Annotated in this window: 12 protein-coding genes; 10 read left to right on the top strand and 2 right to left on the bottom strand. The window is 42.3% G+C overall.

From position 1 onward, the window contains the following. The first annotated feature begins 33 nt into the window (after positions 1-33). Entirely contained in the window at positions 34-2,406 is a 2,373-nt protein-coding gene (locus tag I595_RS06390) for a TonB-dependent receptor (protein WP_245628237.1), read from the top strand. 66 nt (positions 2,407-2,472) lie between these two features. Here I595_RS06390 and I595_RS06395 read toward each other — a convergent pair whose 3' ends face one another. Next, on the bottom strand, positions 2,473-2,883 hold the full coding sequence (locus tag I595_RS06395; RefSeq protein ID WP_054558539.1) for a hypothetical protein: 411 nt from the start codon (positions 2,881-2,883) through the stop codon (positions 2,473-2,475). Between the two features lie 284 nt (positions 2,884-3,167). Between I595_RS06395 and ileS the strand changes: the two genes are divergently transcribed. The 4 genes from ileS to I595_RS06420 are packed head-to-tail and all read left to right on the top strand — an operon-like array spanning position 3,168 to position 8,251. Next, on the top strand, positions 3,168-6,569 hold the full coding sequence (gene ileS, locus I595_RS06405; protein WP_054558541.1) for an isoleucine--tRNA ligase: 3,402 nt from the start codon (positions 3,168-3,170) through the stop codon (positions 6,567-6,569). 2 nt (positions 6,570-6,571) lie between these two features. Then, a complete protein-coding gene (locus tag I595_RS06410) occupies positions 6,572-6,955 on the top strand; it encodes a TraR/DksA family transcriptional regulator (protein WP_054558542.1) in 384 nt (127 codons plus the stop codon). A gap of 25 nt (positions 6,956-6,980) precedes the next feature. Next, the gene (locus I595_RS06415; RefSeq protein WP_054558543.1) at positions 6,981-7,595 is read left to right on the top strand and encodes a DUF4097 family beta strand repeat-containing protein; all 615 of its coding nucleotides are present in this window, start codon (positions 6,981-6,983) and stop codon (positions 7,593-7,595) included. 32 nt (positions 7,596-7,627) lie between these two features. Continuing rightward, positions 7,628-8,251: a lipoprotein signal peptidase gene (locus I595_RS06420; RefSeq protein WP_054558544.1), complete on the top strand. Its 624-nt coding sequence runs from the start codon at positions 7,628-7,630 to the stop codon at positions 8,249-8,251. Here the strand turns inward: I595_RS06420 and I595_RS06425 are convergent. Next, positions 8,248-8,808 (bottom strand): 5-formyltetrahydrofolate cyclo-ligase, encoded by a 561-nt coding sequence (locus tag I595_RS06425; RefSeq protein WP_054558545.1) that lies wholly within the window; start codon positions 8,806-8,808, stop codon positions 8,248-8,250. The genes I595_RS06420 and I595_RS06425 overlap by 4 nt on opposite strands. A 511-nt stretch (positions 8,809-9,319) precedes the next feature. On the opposite strand from I595_RS06425, the gene uvrC reads away from it, so the two are divergent. The 5 genes from uvrC to I595_RS06455 all read left to right on the top strand — a co-directional run bounded on the left by uvrC (position 9,320) and on the right by I595_RS06455 (position 17,002). Beyond that, positions 9,320-11,107, top strand: a complete 1,788-nt coding sequence (gene uvrC / locus I595_RS06430) for an excinuclease ABC subunit UvrC (RefSeq protein WP_054558546.1) — start codon at positions 9,320-9,322, stop codon at positions 11,105-11,107. Positions 11,108-11,118: 11 nt separating this feature from the next. Continuing rightward, positions 11,119-13,374, top strand: coding sequence for a patatin-like phospholipase family protein (locus tag I595_RS06435; protein ID WP_054558547.1), 2,256 nt, complete (start codon positions 11,119-11,121; stop codon positions 13,372-13,374). Positions 13,375-13,969: 595 nt separating this feature from the next. After that, complete coding sequence (locus I595_RS06445) at positions 13,970-14,749, top strand: DUF3108 domain-containing protein (protein ID WP_054558549.1); 780 nt, start codon at positions 13,970-13,972, stop codon at positions 14,747-14,749. Between the two features lie 9 nt (positions 14,750-14,758). Beyond that, positions 14,759-15,721 carry a tryptophan 2,3-dioxygenase family protein gene (locus I595_RS06450; RefSeq protein ID WP_054558550.1) on the top strand — a complete coding sequence of 321 codons (963 nt, stop codon included), beginning with the start codon at positions 14,759-14,761 and terminating at the stop codon, positions 15,719-15,721. A gap of 6 nt (positions 15,722-15,727) precedes the next feature. After that, positions 15,728-17,002: a peptidoglycan DD-metalloendopeptidase family protein gene (locus I595_RS06455; RefSeq protein ID WP_054558551.1), complete on the top strand. Its 1,275-nt coding sequence runs from the start codon at positions 15,728-15,730 to the stop codon at positions 17,000-17,002. The last annotated feature ends 1 nt before the right edge of the window (position 17,003 follow it).

The raw sequence follows: 17,003 nt of genomic DNA on the forward strand, positions 1-17,003 counted from the left end.
CTGTTGCCCCTCTTTTTTTTGTTATTGATATCCATGGCGATAAGAGGCCAAACCGTTACGGTGCTAGATGCGGAAACGGGAAAGGGAATTGCCAATGTTGCCGTCTATAATTCGGATAAGACAAAAACTACCATAACCGATAATGAAGGCCAGTGCGATCTTGCTCCCTTTGGCACCAACCAACGCATTACCTTTAAGCATATTAGTTATGAAACCTTCGTGACCAGCAAGGCACAGCTCCGCAAAAAAGGAAACCGGGTCTACCTATTTACCAAAGCGGAACAGCTAGATGAGGTGGTTATGTCCGTTTCTAAATGGGAACAACAGCGTAAGGACATTCCCCAAAAAATAGCGAGCATTGATGCCAAGTCCATAGCGTTTGCAAATCCGCAGACCTCCGCAGACCTTTTACAGCAAAGCGGTAAGGTATACGTCCAAAAAAGCCAGTTGGGTGGCGGTAGCCCAATGATACGGGGTTTTGCCACCAATAGGCTATTACTTTCCGTGGATGGGGTACGGATGAACAACGCCATTTTTAGGGGAGGGAACGTCCAAAACGTCATTTCCATAGACCCGTTCACCGTTAAGAACACCGAAGTCATCTTTGGTCCGGGTTCTGTTATTTACGGTAGTGATGCCATTGGTGGTGTCATGAACTTTTTTACCCAGGACCCAAGATTTTCCTACACGGATAGCCTCTCGGTATCTGGGAGTGCCAACTATCGTTTTTCCTCTGCAAATACAGAAAACACCACCCATATAGACCTTAACTTAGGACATGAACATTGGGCCTCCTTTACTAGCCTTACCTACAACAGTTTTGGTGATTTACGGATGGGCGCCCACGGTAGGGATTCCTATTTGCGAAACAACTTTGTGGTACGGGAAAATGGGCAGGATGTCTTGGTAGCCAACCAGGACCCCAGAAAACAAGTGGGCTCTGCCTATGAGCAAATTAACCTGCTACAAAAAATTAGGTTTCAACCCAACAATATGTACTCCTATAATGTAGGCCTGTATTATTCAGAAACCTCTGATTATGGCAGGTATGACAGGCTCATCCGGCCAAATAGTGCAGGTGATGGCCTACGTTCTGCCGATTGGTTCTACGGCCCCCAAAAGTGGTTTATGGGTAATCTTCAGATGACCAAAAAAGGAAATAATAAGTTTTATGACGGGGTAAAACTGACCACGGCCTACCAATTTTTTGAGGAAAGTAGAAATGTCCGTGATTTTGGTGAAGAAGTGCTCAACAATACAACGGAAAAAGTGGATGCCCTTTCTTTTAACCTTGATTTTGAGAATAAAAAAATAGGCGATCTGCAGCTCTATTATGGAGCGGAATATATCTTTAACCATGTTGGCTCCACAGGGGAGAACAGGAACATAAGCACGGGTGAAAGCTTTAGGGCAGTTTCCAGACATCCAGATGGGTCCCAGTGGCAGACCCTTGCAGGATATATTAATGGGGAGTATCGGGCAAAGCCCAACTTTACGGTACTCTCTGGCCTTCGGTATAGCAACGTATGGGTGAATGCAGATTTTGATACCACCCTATTTCCATTCCCTTTTGAAGAGGCTAATTTAAACACGGGAGCGCTTACCGGCAGTATCGGGATGAGTTGGTTTGCCAAGGAAGACCTGCAAATTACCCTAAATGGGTCAACCGGTTTCCGTGCCCCAAATATTGATGACATCGGTAAGGTGTTCGACTCTGAACCTGGTTCCGTAATAGTGCCAAATCCGGACTTGGAACCGGAATACGCCTACAATGTTGATATTGGTATCCGTAAGAATTTTAACGATAAGCTTATCCTTACCACGGCCGCCTACTATACCTATCTGGTAGATGCTTTGGTGCGTAGGGATTTTTCACTGGGTGGACTACGGGAAATTGAGTACTTGGGAGAGCCCAGTAACGTACAGGCCATACAAAACGCGGCCAACGCCTATGTTTATGGCTTGGAATTTGGCCTAGAAACTTATTTTAACGAGAATTGGTCCTTTGTTGGGAACCTCACCGTGACACAAGGTATTGAGGAAGATGATAACGGGGATGAGTCTGCGGCCCGGCATGCTGCACCAACCTTTAGTGATGCCCACATCATCTACAAGAACCAAAAGTTAAAAGCAGATTTTTTTCTGAACTACAATGGCGAGATTGCCTTTGAGGATTTGGCCTTATCCGAGAGAAGCAAGGATTTTATTTATGCAAGTGACGCCAACGGCAATCCGTTTTCACCCTCATGGTACACCCTAAATTTTAGGGCGCAATATCAAATCACCAATGCCCTTAATGCAAATTTGGCGCTGGAAAACCTTACGGACCAGCGGTACCGCACCTATTCCTCTGGGATTGTGGCACCGGGTTTTAACATGGTGGTGGGTTTAGGATATTCCTTCTAAGCGATTCCAAAAACAAAAAAATCCCGATCCATAATGGTCGGGATTTTATGTTAAGTGGGGAGAAATCTAATTGCTATCCACTTTCTTTTTAAGGTCTGTTGCTGTTTTCTCTACGGCTTCTTTAGCATCCGTTCCCATTTCCTTGGCTTTGTCCATGGCATCTTTTCCAGCTTCTTTGGCATCTTCGCCCATTTCTTTGGCCTTGTCCATGGCTCCTTCTCCAGCAGCTTTTATGCTATCCATTGCTTTGGTCCCAGCTTCTTTCATGTCATCCCCAGCTTCCTTTACTTTATCCATAGCGTTTTCGCCAGCTTCTTTAAGGTCGTTACCAGCCTCTTGTAGGCCATCACCAGCTTCTTCCAACGCATTTTCAGTAGCGTTTGCAGCGTCTTCCGCTTTTTTTGCGGCATCCTTACAGGAGGTCAATGTTGCTGAACTGATGCTCAATGCCAATACGGCCAATAGTACTTTTTTCATTGTAATAGGTTTTTAAGTGTTTGTTTACTGTATTTACGGCAAATATCATCTTTTAGATGTTATTACAATCATTGGACACCATAAAATCTTTTAGGTCACTGAATTATCCCGTTTTCCATCTAAATTTTTATTTTTGCAAACTTGGAAATCTAGGAGCTGGCGTCCATTATCTGGACAACCAACAAGGAGGTGGTAAGGTTGGATCAGATTTTTGGAAGGGACATTACAACAGCCCACCATAAAAGCCTTACGTTTTGCCCCTAGATCAAGGAATACCAAATGATATGAAGTTTGCAGAATATAAGGGATTGGACCTGCCCAAAGTGGCTGATGAAATTTTAGCCTATTGGAAGGAAAACAACATCTTTGAAAAAAGTGTTGCTACAAGGGAAGGCCAAGAGCCCTATGTGTTTTTTGAAGGCCCTCCATCTGCCAATGGAATGCCGGGAATACACCACGTTATGGCCCGGACTATCAAGGATATTTTCCCCAGGTACAAAACCATGAAAGGCTTTCAGGTCAAAAGAAAGGCCGGTTGGGACACCCATGGACTACCCATTGAATTAGGGGTGGAAAAAGAGCTTGGCATTACCAAAGAGGACATTGGTACCAAAATATCCGTGGAAGAATATAATGCGGCCTGCAAAAAAGCCGTAATGCGCTATACGGATGTTTGGAATGAAATGACCGAAAAAGTGGGCTATTGGGTAGATATGGACGATCCTTATATCACCTACAAGTCCAAGTACATGGAATCTGTCTGGTGGCTTCTAAAACAGATTTATGACAAGGGGTTGATATGTAAGGGCTACACCATACAGCCCTATTCCCCAAAAGCCGGTACGGGACTAAGCTCGCATGAGCTTAACCAACCTGGCACCTACCAAGATGTTACGGATACCACGGTAACCGCGCAGTTTAAAGCGGTGACTAACACCTTGCCAGAATTCCTAAAAAGGTTTAAAACGGATATTTACTTTTTGGCCTGGACCACTACCCCATGGACATTGCCCTCTAACACCGCTTTAACGGTTGGGCCAAAGATAGATTACGTACTGGTAAGAACCTATAACCAATATACCTACCAACCCACTAATGTGGTACTCGCTAAAAACTTGGTAAGCAAACAGTTTTCTGGTCGCTTCTTTCAGGCCCAAACAGAAGAAGCGTTTGCCAATTTTAACGTAGGCGATAAAAAAATACCTTTTGCCATACTGGCCGAATGTAAAGGTGCCGACTTAGTGGACATTCGTTATGAGCAATTGATTGATTATGTGCAGCCCTACCAAAATGCAGAACATGCCTTTCGTGTCATCCCAGGTGACTTTGTCACTACGGAAGATGGTACCGGTATTGTGCACACCGCACCAACCTTTGGCGCAGATGATGCCTTTGTGGCCAAGCAGGCGACACCAGAAATCCCACCTATGCTGGTGCTTGACGAGAACCATAATCCCGTTCCTTTGGTAGACCTACAGGGTAAATTTAGACCAGAGCTCAAAGAATTCGCTGGCAAGTACGTTAAAAACGAATATTACGAGGCTGGCACGGCGCCGGACCGTTCCGTTGATGTGGAAATCGCCATTAAACTAAAAGAAGAGAATAAAGCCTTTAAGGTTGAAAAGTATGTTCACAGTTATCCCAACTGCTGGCGTACGGACAAACCTATTTTATATTACCCCCTAGACTCTTGGTTCATAAAGGTCACCGCTATTAAAGACCGGATGTTTAAACTCAACCAGACCATTAATTGGAAACCAAAATCCACCGGTGAAGGCAGGTTTGGCAACTGGTTGGCCAATGCCAACGACTGGAACCTGTCCCGTTCTAGATACTGGGGCATCCCATTGCCCATATGGCGCACAGAGGATGGGAGCGAGCAACTCATGATCGGTTCTGTGGCAGAATTAAAGGCAGAGATGGCAAAAGCCATCAATGCCGGGCTTATGGATCATGATATTTTTGGGGATTTTGTGGTGGGAGACATGAGCGAAGCCAATTATGATAAGATAGACCTCCATAAAAATATCGTAGATCAAATTACCTTGGTCTCGCCCAATGGCAAACCCATGAAAAGGGAAACGGACCTTATTGACGTTTGGTTTGATAGTGGCTCCATGCCCTATGCCCAATGGCATTATCCCTTTGAAAACAAGGAATTTATTGACAGTAATGAGCGGTTTCCCGCAGACTTTATAGCAGAGGGCGTAGACCAAACCCGTGGCTGGTTTTATACCTTACACGCCATTGCCACTATGGTTTTTGATTCCGTTGCCTATAAAAATGTGGTTTCTAACGGGCTGGTACTGGACAAGGAGGGCAAAAAAATGTCCAAACGCCTAGGGAACGCGGTAGACCCCTTTGTGACCCTTCCAGAACATGGGGCAGATGCCACTAGGTGGTATATGATTTCCAACGCCAACCCTTGGGACAACCTTAAGTTTGATATTGATGGGGTAATAGAGGTGAAAAGGAAATTTTTTGGAACCCTGTACAACACCTATTCCTTCTTTGCGCTTTACGCCAATATAGATGGCTTTACCTACCAAGAAGAAGAAATCCCCTTAAACCAAAGACCGGAACTGGACCAATGGATCCTGTCAGAACTACATACCGTCATTAACCAAGTAGATGAGGCCTTTAACGACTATGAACCCACCAAGGCCGCAAGGGCACTATCCTATTTTGTGCAGGAAAACCTAAGCAACTGGTATGTACGGTTAAGTAGAAGGCGGTTTTGGAAGGGAGATTATCAACATGATAAAATTTCGGCATACCAAACCTTGTATACCTGCTTACAGAGCATCGCCAAATTATCTGCCCCAATAGCGCCCTTTTTTATGGATCGTTTATACACGGATTTGGACGCGGTCACCAAAAAAGAAGGTTTTGAAAGCGTGCACCTTGCCCATTTTCCCGTTTTTGATGTTGCCATGGTAAACCCAGCACTGGAAGGTAAAATGCAAACGGCGCAAAAAATCTCCTCGCTGGTGTTATCCATCCGCCAGAAAGAAAAAATAAAGGTGAGACAGCCGCTCCAAAAAATCATGGTACCGGTTTTAAACCAGAGCCAAAAGAAAGAAATTGAAGCCGTTGCAGACCTTATAAAATCAGAAGTAAACGTAAAGACCATTGAACTTATGGACGATGCTTCGGATATTTTAGTCAAACAAATAAAACCAAATTTTAAGGTATTGGGACCAAAATTTGGAAAAGAGATGAAGACCATTGCGCAGGCAATCAATGGATTAAATCAAGAAGACATCCAAAAAATAGAGCAAGAGGGCGAATTAACGGTTGAACTGAATACTAAAAGTATTATTTTACAGTTGTCTGATGTAGAAATCAGTTCTCAGGATATTGAAGGGTGGTTGGTGGCCAGTTCTGGCCCTTTGACCGTTGCACTGGATATTACCATTGATGAAAATTTAAAAAATGAAGGCATTGCAAGGGAATTGGTGAACAGGATACAAAACCTCCGTAAAGATTCTGGATTAGAGGTTACCGATAAAATTGACCTGAGCATCCAAAAGGACGGTATTATAGAAAATGCCATTGCCAATAACGAAACGTATTTAAAAAGCGAAACACTGACCGCGGAGCTTACATATAAAGATAGTCTGGAAGAAGGCACGGAAATTGCGTTCGACGACGTGAACACTAAATTGTTTATCCAAAAACACTAAACATGGGACAAGATTTAAAAATTAGATATTCGGACAAGGACCTTGCAGAATTCAAGGTGTTGATAGAAGAAAAAATTGAAAAGGCAAAAAGCCATTTGGAGCTTTTGAAAAGTGCTTACATGAACGATGGCAACAACGGCACGGATGATACCTCTCCCACCTTTAAGGCATTCGAAGAAGGGTCCGAAACTATGAGCAAAGAGGCAAATACGCAATTGGCAATTAGGCAGGAAAAGTTTATCCGGGACCTAAAGAACGCCTTACTGCGCATTGAAAACAAAACCTACGGTATTTGCCGTGTGACCGGTAAACTCATTAACAAGGAACGACTTAAATTGGTGCCGCATGCAACCTTGAGCATTGAGGCAAAAAACATGCAAAAATAATGAAACGCCCACGGGCGTTTTTTTGATGAAACAATTCTTGGCACTTATTCTTTTTGCCCATGGGGCCACCGCACAAAAGGTGGTACGCAAAACCTTGCCATACAACAGCCTAAAGTATCTCCAAATAGATGCTAAAAACTGTTACACCACAAGCGTAACCGCGACCCATATAGAAGAACTCCAAATTGAGGCTACTTTAGAAGGGGAATATACGGAAGACCTGGCCATACGTATTACTGAAAATGGGAACAACATCTTGGTGAGCCCAGATTTTCTTCCAAATTTTAAAAACCCCAACGATAAGTTGAGTGCCCACAAGGTGATCTCCATTGCATTGCACGTTCGTGTGCCTTTACGTAGTGATGTCACCGTTTACGGCACCAGTACAGCATTTGTGGGAAGTGGTCCGTTTAAACATCTAAAAGTGGTCCTTTCAGATGGCGATTGTTCCTTGAACCGTACCTCTGGGAACATAGCGGTGAAAACCCAAAACGGAAATATTAGCGCCATGGGCCTGCCCGGAAACATAACTGCAACCTCTACTTACGGCAAGCTGCACTTAGGGGAACTTGGGCAAGGCTTTTATGAGGTAAACCTGGAATCCGTAACTGGAAATATTAGCGTGAACAATACCAAATAATATAACTATTTTTGCCCTTTGTGGTGTAAGAAATGAGTTTAAAGAAATCCCTGCTGATCATTATTGTAATTCTTCTGATTGACCAAATCAGTAAGGTGTACGTAAAAACCCATTTTGTCTACCAAGAATCCGTTGAGGTTTTTAGCTGGTTTAAACTATTGTTCATAGAAAACGAAGGTGCCGCATGGGGAACCAAACTGAGCGATATCCTGCCCATTTCAGATAGTACCGGGAAACTGTTCCTGACCATTTTTAGACTTTTTGCCATTTGCGGTATTGGGTATTGGCTTTTTGATATCATCAAGAAACAATCCCCAAAAGTATTGATACTGGCCGTATCCTTAATTTTTGCCGGCGCCTTTGGCAATATTATCGATTCTATTTTTTACGGGGTCCTTTTCAACGATAGTTATGGGGAAGTGGCCACCCTTTTCTCAGAAGAACCTTACGGAAAACTATTTTATGGTAAAGTAGTGGACATGCTGTACTTTCCCATTATCCAAAACGCCACTTGGCCTTCTTGGCTACCTATTATCGGAGGGGACAGCTTTTCATTCTTTGACCCCATTTTTAATGTAGCGGACACCGCCATCAGTACTGGTGTTGGTATTCTTATCTTCTTCAATAAAAAGGCATTTGCCAAAGAAGGCGCCTAAAACCTATATACCTTATTTGGCGTCACGGCATAATTGAGTGCTACATCATATGGGCCTACATCCGTGATAAGCGCTTCCGCCTCAAAAAGAGACAGGCCAATTTTAAGACATTCCGGCCTACATTCTGATAAAAAGGCATCATAAAACCCACCTCCGTAACCCACCCGATGACCTCGAACATCAAAAGCGAGTAAGGGCACAAACACTACGTCCAGTTTATTGGGTGGTACCACCACCCCATCTACAGGTTCAGGAATTTTCCATGCATTGGTCACCAAGCGTGTATTGTCCGTCAATAAAAAATGGGTAAGGCGGCCTGGGCCTTCTACCTTGGGCACAACTACATTCTTATCCTTGCCCAGAAGTATACTTAAAATGGGATTGGTATGGATTTCTTTACTATCTGTAATGGATAAAAAAAGGTGGTAAAAAGAAAAATTCCAAATAGGCAGCGAAAGCAGCCTATTTGAAATTTCTAAACTTTGTTGTTCTAAAGATTCATCTTGCAGATGACCTCTTTTTTTTTTGTATTCCTTTCTGAGTGTTTCTTTAAGCACTTCTCAAAGAATAAAGTTGGTTTGTTTGGGAGAACTATATGCTATGCCATAACTACTCTTTGGTAGCTACGGTAAAATATATTTTGAAGAACAACATCAAAATAAGATACATGCCCAAAAGAATGATATAATTTTCCATTGTTACATTTACTTCGGATAAATATAATGTAAAATTTGTGTAAAATCCTATGAACTGTATTTTTTTATCGACGAAATACCATTTTTTGATAATAATTTAACAATTGCCGCCCTGTAGAATTACCAATTTCATAATTGCTTTAGATAAAATATAGACGTATCATCCACCTTAAAAATAGCTAAATTGTTGTTTTTGATGTAGTTACCAATTTACACTATGCTGGGTTGGTCTTATCTCGCTAAGGGTTTACAGTTTAACCTAACTGCCCAACACAAAAAAGAAAATTACAAGTTCTGCCTTAATTGCTTCGTCACTTGTAAAAAAGCTTTTACCTTAACTGTTGTTTCTTAACCTGTAGTATCCATACCTGTCATGTCTACCATTCCCATTTCGGTACAGCTTGCATCCCTGCCCAACCAGCCTGGGGTATACCAATACTATGATGATGAAGGTAAAATTCTTTATGTAGGAAAGGCCAAAAACCTCAAAAAAAGGGTAGGTTCTTATTTTACCAAAAAACATGAATACGGTAAAACCAAAGTACTGGTCAAAAAGATCAGGACCATTAAGCATATTGTGGTTGCTACGGAGTCCGATGCATTACTGTTGGAAAACAGCCTGATAAAAAAGTACCAACCTAGATACAACGTCCTTTTACGTGATGATAAAACCTATCCATGGATCTGCATCAAAAAAGAGCGTTTCCCCAGAATTTTTCCCACCAGGAGGCTCATTAAGGACGGATCTGAATATTTTGGGCCTTACACCAGCATGAAAACGGTAAAAACCCTTTTAGAACTCATTAAAAGCGTATATCCTTTGAGAACCTGCAACTATGACCTTTCCGAAGAAAAAATAGCGTCGGGAAAATACAAACGTTGCCTGGAATATCATTTGGGCAATTGCAAGGCGCCTTGTGAAGACTTGCAGTCCGCAACGGACTATCACCAGCACATTGAGGATATCAGGCAAATCATCAAAGGGAATTTTAAAAGCTCTATCCGGTATTTTAAGCACCAAATGCAATACTATGCAGAACAGATGGAGTTTGAAAAAGCCCAGCGTATCAAAGAGAAAATACAAGTATTGGAAAATTACCAAGTTAAATCTACCATCGTAAACCCTAAAATAAGTGATGTAGATGTTTTTTCCATTTTTTCTGACGAAAGCCACGCGTACATCAACTTTTTACAAGTGGCCCACGGCTCCATTATACGGTCTCATACCATGGAAATCAAGAAGAAGTTGGACGAAAGCGATGAAGATTTGTTACAAATTGGCGTCATTGAACTAAGGCAACGCTTTAAAAGTGAATCCAAAGAACTGTACCTGCCCTTTCCCGTGGCCCTATCAAATGATGTAAAACTAACGGTTCCCAAACTCGGTGATAAAAAACGCTTGCTGGACCTCTCTACCCGAAATGCCAAATTTTACCGTCAAGAACGCTTTAAGCAAATGAAGATTACCGATCCTGATAGGCACGCCAACAGGATCATGGCACAGATGAAAGCAGATTTAAGGTTGTCCGAGGAACCTAGGCATATTGAATGTTTTGATAACTCCAACATGCAAGGCAGTAATCCAGTGGCCGCATGCGTGGTATTTAAAAATGGGAAACCCTCCAAGAAAGAATACCGCCATTTTAACATTAAGACCGTGGAAGGCCCAGATGATTTTGCCTCTATGGAAGAGGTAGTCTTTAGGCGATACAAGCGCTTGCTTAACGAGGATGAGCCCCTGCCACAGCTTATTGTCATTGACGGTGGCAAAGGCCAACTCTCTTCTGCATTAAAAAGTTTGGACATTTTGGGGCTAAGGGGAAAAATAGCCATTATAGGAATTGCCAAACGCTTGGAGGAAATCTATTTTCCAGAGGATCCCATTCCGTTGTATTTGGATAAAAAATCCGAATCCTTAAAAATAATCCAACAATTACGCAACGAGGCCCATAGGTTTGGCATCACTTTTCATAGAAACAAGCGCAGTACCGCGGCCATTAACTCAGAATTGGAAACAATAGAGGGGATTGGGGAAAAAACGGTAGCCCAGCTTCTCAAAGAGTTTAAGAGCGTAAAAAGAATTAAAGAGGCCCCCGTGGAAACTTTGGCGAAAGCCATAGGAATGGCAAAGGCAAAAAAAATATATGAATCTTTTCATTAATTAGATGACCCATGCATAAACTTCTTTTGGGCATATGGTTTACACTTGGTTTAGCTACGGCATTAGCGCAGGACAGCCCCAAAATAGGCTTGGTGCTTAGTGGTGGCGGGGCAAAGGGGCTAGCGCATATTGGGGCTCTAAAGGTGATCGAAGCCTCCGGAGTGAAGGTAGATTACATAGGGGGCACTAGTATGGGTGCCATTGTTGGGGCGCTCTATTCCGCAGGGTATTCACCGGAGCAGTTAGAAGCTTTTTTTAACACAATGAACGTTTCCGATTTAATCCAGGACGAATTTCCAAGAAGCTCAAAAAGTTTTTATGACAAACGCGATGCGGAACGTTATGCCCTAAGTCTGCCTTTTGACAATTTTAACGTTAATTTTCCAGAAGCCATCTCTGGCGGCCAAAATGTATATCATGAGCTGGTGCGCTTGCTGTACCATGTTAAGGATGTCCAAGATTTTAATAAGCTTCCCATTCCTTTTTTGGCCATAGCCACCAATGTGGAAACTGGGGAGCCCGTGGTATTGAACAGCGGCTTCCTGCCTGAGGCCGTTATGGCAAGTGGTACGTTTCCCTCCCTTTTTGAGCCAACTGAAATTAATGGGGATATCCTTATAGACGGTGGGGTTGTGAACAATTATCCCGTACAGGAAATCAGGGATTTGGGCGCGGATATTATCATTGGCGTAGATGTTCAGGACGATCTGGCCACCCGGGAAGGTTTACTTTCCGGAACCGAGGTGTTGTTTCAAATCAACAATTACAGAACGGTAAAGGATATGGTTGGCAAAAGAAAACAAACAGATATCTACATTAAACCAAATATTACCAATTTCAATATCGTGGATTTTGAAAAAGGGAGGGCCATTATTGATAGTGGTGCCGTGGCGGCCAAAAAGCTTATGGGCTCTCTGCAGGACGTGGCAAATAGACAAAGTCCTTCAGATAAAAGCACCAAAGAAATACACAGGCCAGATAGCTTGGTCATCAATAGACTACTAATACAAGGTAATGAACGGTATACCCGTGGGTACATTAAGGGCAAACTAAGGCTCAAACTTTCCGAGAAAACTTCCTTTGATAAACTAAAACAAGGGTTGAACAATCTTGCTGCAACGGAAAACTTTAAGGCCATTAGGTATCACCTTACAGATAATGGTCTGGGCACGGACCTGCTCATCAAACTCAAAGAAAAGCCCAATAAAATGTTCTTAAAAATGAGCGCACACTATGACGACCTCTACAAGAGTTCCGCACTCATTAATATTACCCGTAAAAACTGGTTCTTAAACGATGATGTGGCTGCATTTGACTTTATCGTAGGGGACAACCTAAGATATCACCTGGATTACTATGTGGACAAGGGTTCCTATTGGAGCTTTGGGTTAAATTCTACCTTCAACAGCTTTAATAGGCAGGTTGATTTTGATGTTATCCGAAGTAATTTTGCAGTGGTGAACGATCCCAATATTGGAGAAATAAACTTAGACGTTACGGATTTAACCAATAAGGTTTATTTGGAAACCCTTCTAAGGGAAGAGTTTTCTTTTAGGTTGGGTGCAGAACATAAATTATTACGGTACAGCACCCGCACCATAAACGAGCTGGCACCAGCTACCGATGCAAATTTGGCAAGTGCCAATGCACCTCCTGAACGAACCTTCTTTGAGGACAGTAATTATTTTAGCGCATTTGGCAGGTTGGTTTTTGACACGTATGACGATAACTACTTCCCCACTAAAGGCTTATTTTTTGACGGTAATTTTAACGTCTATTTATTTTCATCGGATTTTAATGACAATTTCAGGGAATTCTCCGTGGGCAAAGCGCGCATGGGTGCCGCATTTGAAGTGCTCCCCAACTTATCCATAAATTTTGAAACCGAGGGCGGGTTTAAATTAGGCACGTCGCCCGTTACTTCCTTTGACTTTGTTTTGGGCGGATTTGGAAACGCCCCACTACTGAACATTATTCCGTTTTTTGGATATGACTTTTTAAGCCTCCCCGGCAATAGCTACGTTAAATCCTCTATACGGATGGATTACCTTATGGCACCAAAAAGCCATCTTATGTTCGTGGCAAACGCAGCCAATGTGGATGATGACCTATTTAGGACCGGAGAGTGGTTCACTGCGCCCACCTTTTCTGGATATGCCATAGGTTACGGTCTAGAATCCTTTCTAGGCCCGGTACAGGTGTATTATTCTTGGTCCCCCCAACAAGAACAAAACAACCTATACTTTAGTATTGGGTATTGGTTTTAGAAAACTAAATGGCCCATCAGTTCACAAAAATTCTTAAAACCGATCGTGAATTTTGTAATAAAATCTAAATATTCCCCTCGCTAAGTTAAAGTTGGTTAAAAACCCTTGTAGCCTTTGTATGCTGTACTATCTTTACTGTGTATTAGGGGTGGTTCCCTAGTGCAACTTTAAGTATTGGTTTTTCATAATTTAAAGTTTGGTTGGTTATTTAGGAAAAGCCCTAGTGTTTAACACTGGGGCTTTTTTTTGGACAATACTTTGGAATAACTTTTGTTTAAGTTATGTAGTGGTTTAGGTTTTTTGGACGTAAGCAAAAGATGCCCAAATGATGCCCAGATGAAGACTTTTGTGAGCTGTAGCGCAAAGATACGGAACAAGAAAAAGCTGAAATATGGGTGTAAATCTGTCATTTTTTGGCCCATTTAAAAAAGTTTGATCGACTACTATACCAAAACGTTTGGTCTTGGCCAAGCACGCCCTACAATAGAAGTCTTTTTGTGTGCTTCCATGTTAGGGAGGTGATAATGGTGATTAAGCGGTTAAGGAATGTGAATTCCTTTGATATTTTAATAATTTTACCACAGCTTATCAGCCTATGATACTAAAAAAATTGCTTATCGTGAGTTGCCTGGTTTTTTTTGGCGCCAATGCACAACAAGATAGACCATTCCAATCTGGCGAATGGTTAAAATTCCGTATCCATTATGGCATCTTTAACGCAAGTTATGCCACCTTAAAGTTGGAGGCCAAAAAGCTGGACGGAAAACCGGTATATCATGTGGTAGGTAAAGGCAGCACCACAGGCCTGGCCAGGCTATTCTTTAAAGTGGATGATACGTATGAGACCTATTTTGGACGTGATGATCATAGGCCTTACAAATTTATCCGCAATATAGATGAAGGCGGCTACACCAAGGATATGGAAATCAATTTTGACTATACCAAAAAAAGAGCCGTACTTCTAGATAAGAAAAACGATAAAAGCTTTGATTTTGAGATTGATAATGATGTTCAAGATCTCATTTCTGCGGCTTACTACCTACGCAGTAATTATCATGCCAAGGACCTCACGGTAGGAAAAAGTATCACCATGGATATGTTGTATGATGATGATGGTGTCTATCAATTTAAATTAAAATATCTGGGAACGGAAACCCTAAAAACCAAATATGGCAAGGTAGAGTGCCTTAAGTTCAGGCCTTATGTACAATCTGGCCGGGTATTTAAAGAGCAAGAAAGCTTAACTTTGTGGGTGTCCAATGATCTAAACAAAATTCCTATTAGAATCAAGGCAGATTTGGCCGTAGGTTCCATAAAAGCAGACCTTGATGGATACAACGCTTTAAAACATCAGTTTAAGATACTAATGGATTGATATCCCACAATGAAGAAAGACGAGCAGATTGCCTCCCAAATCAACAAGCTTGAAGAAAAATTTAAAGATTCTGGGCAAGACCTTAGTGCTTACCTGGACGGCCTCCTTTACCAACGTTACCTTACCTACTGGGATTACATCCATTTAGACACCTTATTAAGTCTGCAGGTGCCCAGGACCCACTTCCCGGACGAGGAAATTTTTATCATGTACCACCAAATAACGGAGCTGTACTTTAAGCTTATCCTGCATGAACAAAAGCAATTGGTAGAGGACAACACTAACGATGTGGATTTTTTTATTCAACGATCAGAACGTATCAATGGGTATTTTAAAGCCCTGACCTCATCATTTGGCATCATGATCAACGGAATGCAACGGGAACAATTCTTGAGGTATCGGATGGCCTTGTTGCCCGCAAGCGGATTTCAATCCGTTCAATACCGAATGATTGAAATATACGCCTGCCCTTTACAACACCTGGTGCACCATACGGAAAGGGATATCGTTTCTGCCAACACCCCAATAGAAGAACTTTTTGAGCATGTATATTGGAAAAAAGGGGCAACGGACGTCAAAACAGGGGAAAAAACCCTTACCCTAAAACAATTTGAACAAAGGTATACCCCAAGACTGCTTAGGATTGCAAATCAGGTAAAGGGCCGTACCATTGCAGATAAATACGACGGCTTGCCAAAACAGGCTCAACAAAATCCCATACTGATCAAAACCTTAAAAGAGCTGGACCTCAATGCCAATGTCAATTGGCCCTTAATGCACATGGGGTCTGCCTACAGGTATTTGGCTAAGGATAAAACAGCTGTTAACGCTACCGGAGGAACCAACTGGAAACAGTACTTACCCCCAAGTTTTCAGAAAATAATATTTTTCCCAACTTTGCACTCCAAGAAGGAGCAGGAAGAATGGGGCAAGGAATGGGTAAGCCATATTTTTAATCCAAAAAAGGTATAGAAAAAAATGAAGAACATTGGGGTATTACTTGTTTTGATGTTTGTATGGGGAGCTTGCAAAGAAAAACCAACGCAAATTGTGGAGCAGACCAAGTCCATAAGTATGGAGAAGCCCATTAGCACGGAATACGGTTTTAACCTAGAAGACTTTGGTGTACTGCGGGATACTATCAAAAATGGGGATAGTTTTGGAGAGCTGCTACTCAAAAATCATGTAGACTACCCCAAAATTGTAAAAATAGCCACGGAATATAAGGATACTTTTGATGTTAAACGGATTAAAATAGGGAAGCCCTATCTGCTATTGACCTCTAAAGATTCGCTGGAACGGGCAGAAGTTTTTATCTATGAAAATGACCGCATCAATTACACCGTTGTAGACCTAAGGGATTCTGTGCGGGCCTATACGGGCAAAAAACAAGTGACCTATGTGGAACGGGAGGTTGCAGGTATTATTAAAAACTCCCTGTCCGTAGATATGGACTCTTTAGGGGTGGATTACGCGGTTACCCATAATTTGGCACAAATCTATGCTTGGACCATCGATTTTTCCCGGTTGCAGAAAAATGATAAATTCAAGGTGATTTTCAAGGAAAAATACATCAATGACTCCATTTATGCCGGGGTGGAAGACATTAAAACCGCTTTTTTTGAACATAATGGCAAACCCATATACGCCTTTGCCTATGAAAATGATTCCTTAAAAAGTCTAACGGACTACTATGACGAAAAGGCCAATAATTTAAGACGCACTTTTCTAAGAATGCCCGTGGAGTTTGGTCGCTTGTCCTCACGCTACAACCTAAAAAGACGGATAAAATATTATGGGTACAAAGTAAGGCCACATAAGGGAACGGATTATGCGGCCCCTATTGGAACACCCATTTTGGCGACTGCCGATGGCACCGTTACCGAATCTACCCGAAGGGGCGGTAATGGGCGGTACGTTAAAATTAGGCACAATGAGACCTACAGCACCCAATACCTTCATATGAAAAAGCAAAAGGTAAAAAAAGGGGAGTTTGTGCGTCAGGGAGATGTTATTGGATGGGTTGGAATGACCGGTAATACGGGAGGTCCCCACGTATGTTATAGGTTTTGGAAAAACGGTAGACAAGTGGACCCATTGCGGGAAGAATTACCTAGGGCAGAACCCTTGCACGAAACGTTAAGGCCAGATTATTTTGCCTACATCAACCCATTAAAAGCACAATTGGATTGTATCCCGTATCCAATTCTTGAAGAACCGGTCCAAGAGGACCTTGTAACCATGAACCCATAAT

The sequence above is a fragment of the Croceitalea dokdonensis DOKDO 023 genome, assembly GCF_001306415.1.
GTDB classification, from domain to species: domain Bacteria; phylum Bacteroidota; class Bacteroidia; order Flavobacteriales; family Flavobacteriaceae; genus Croceitalea; species Croceitalea dokdonensis.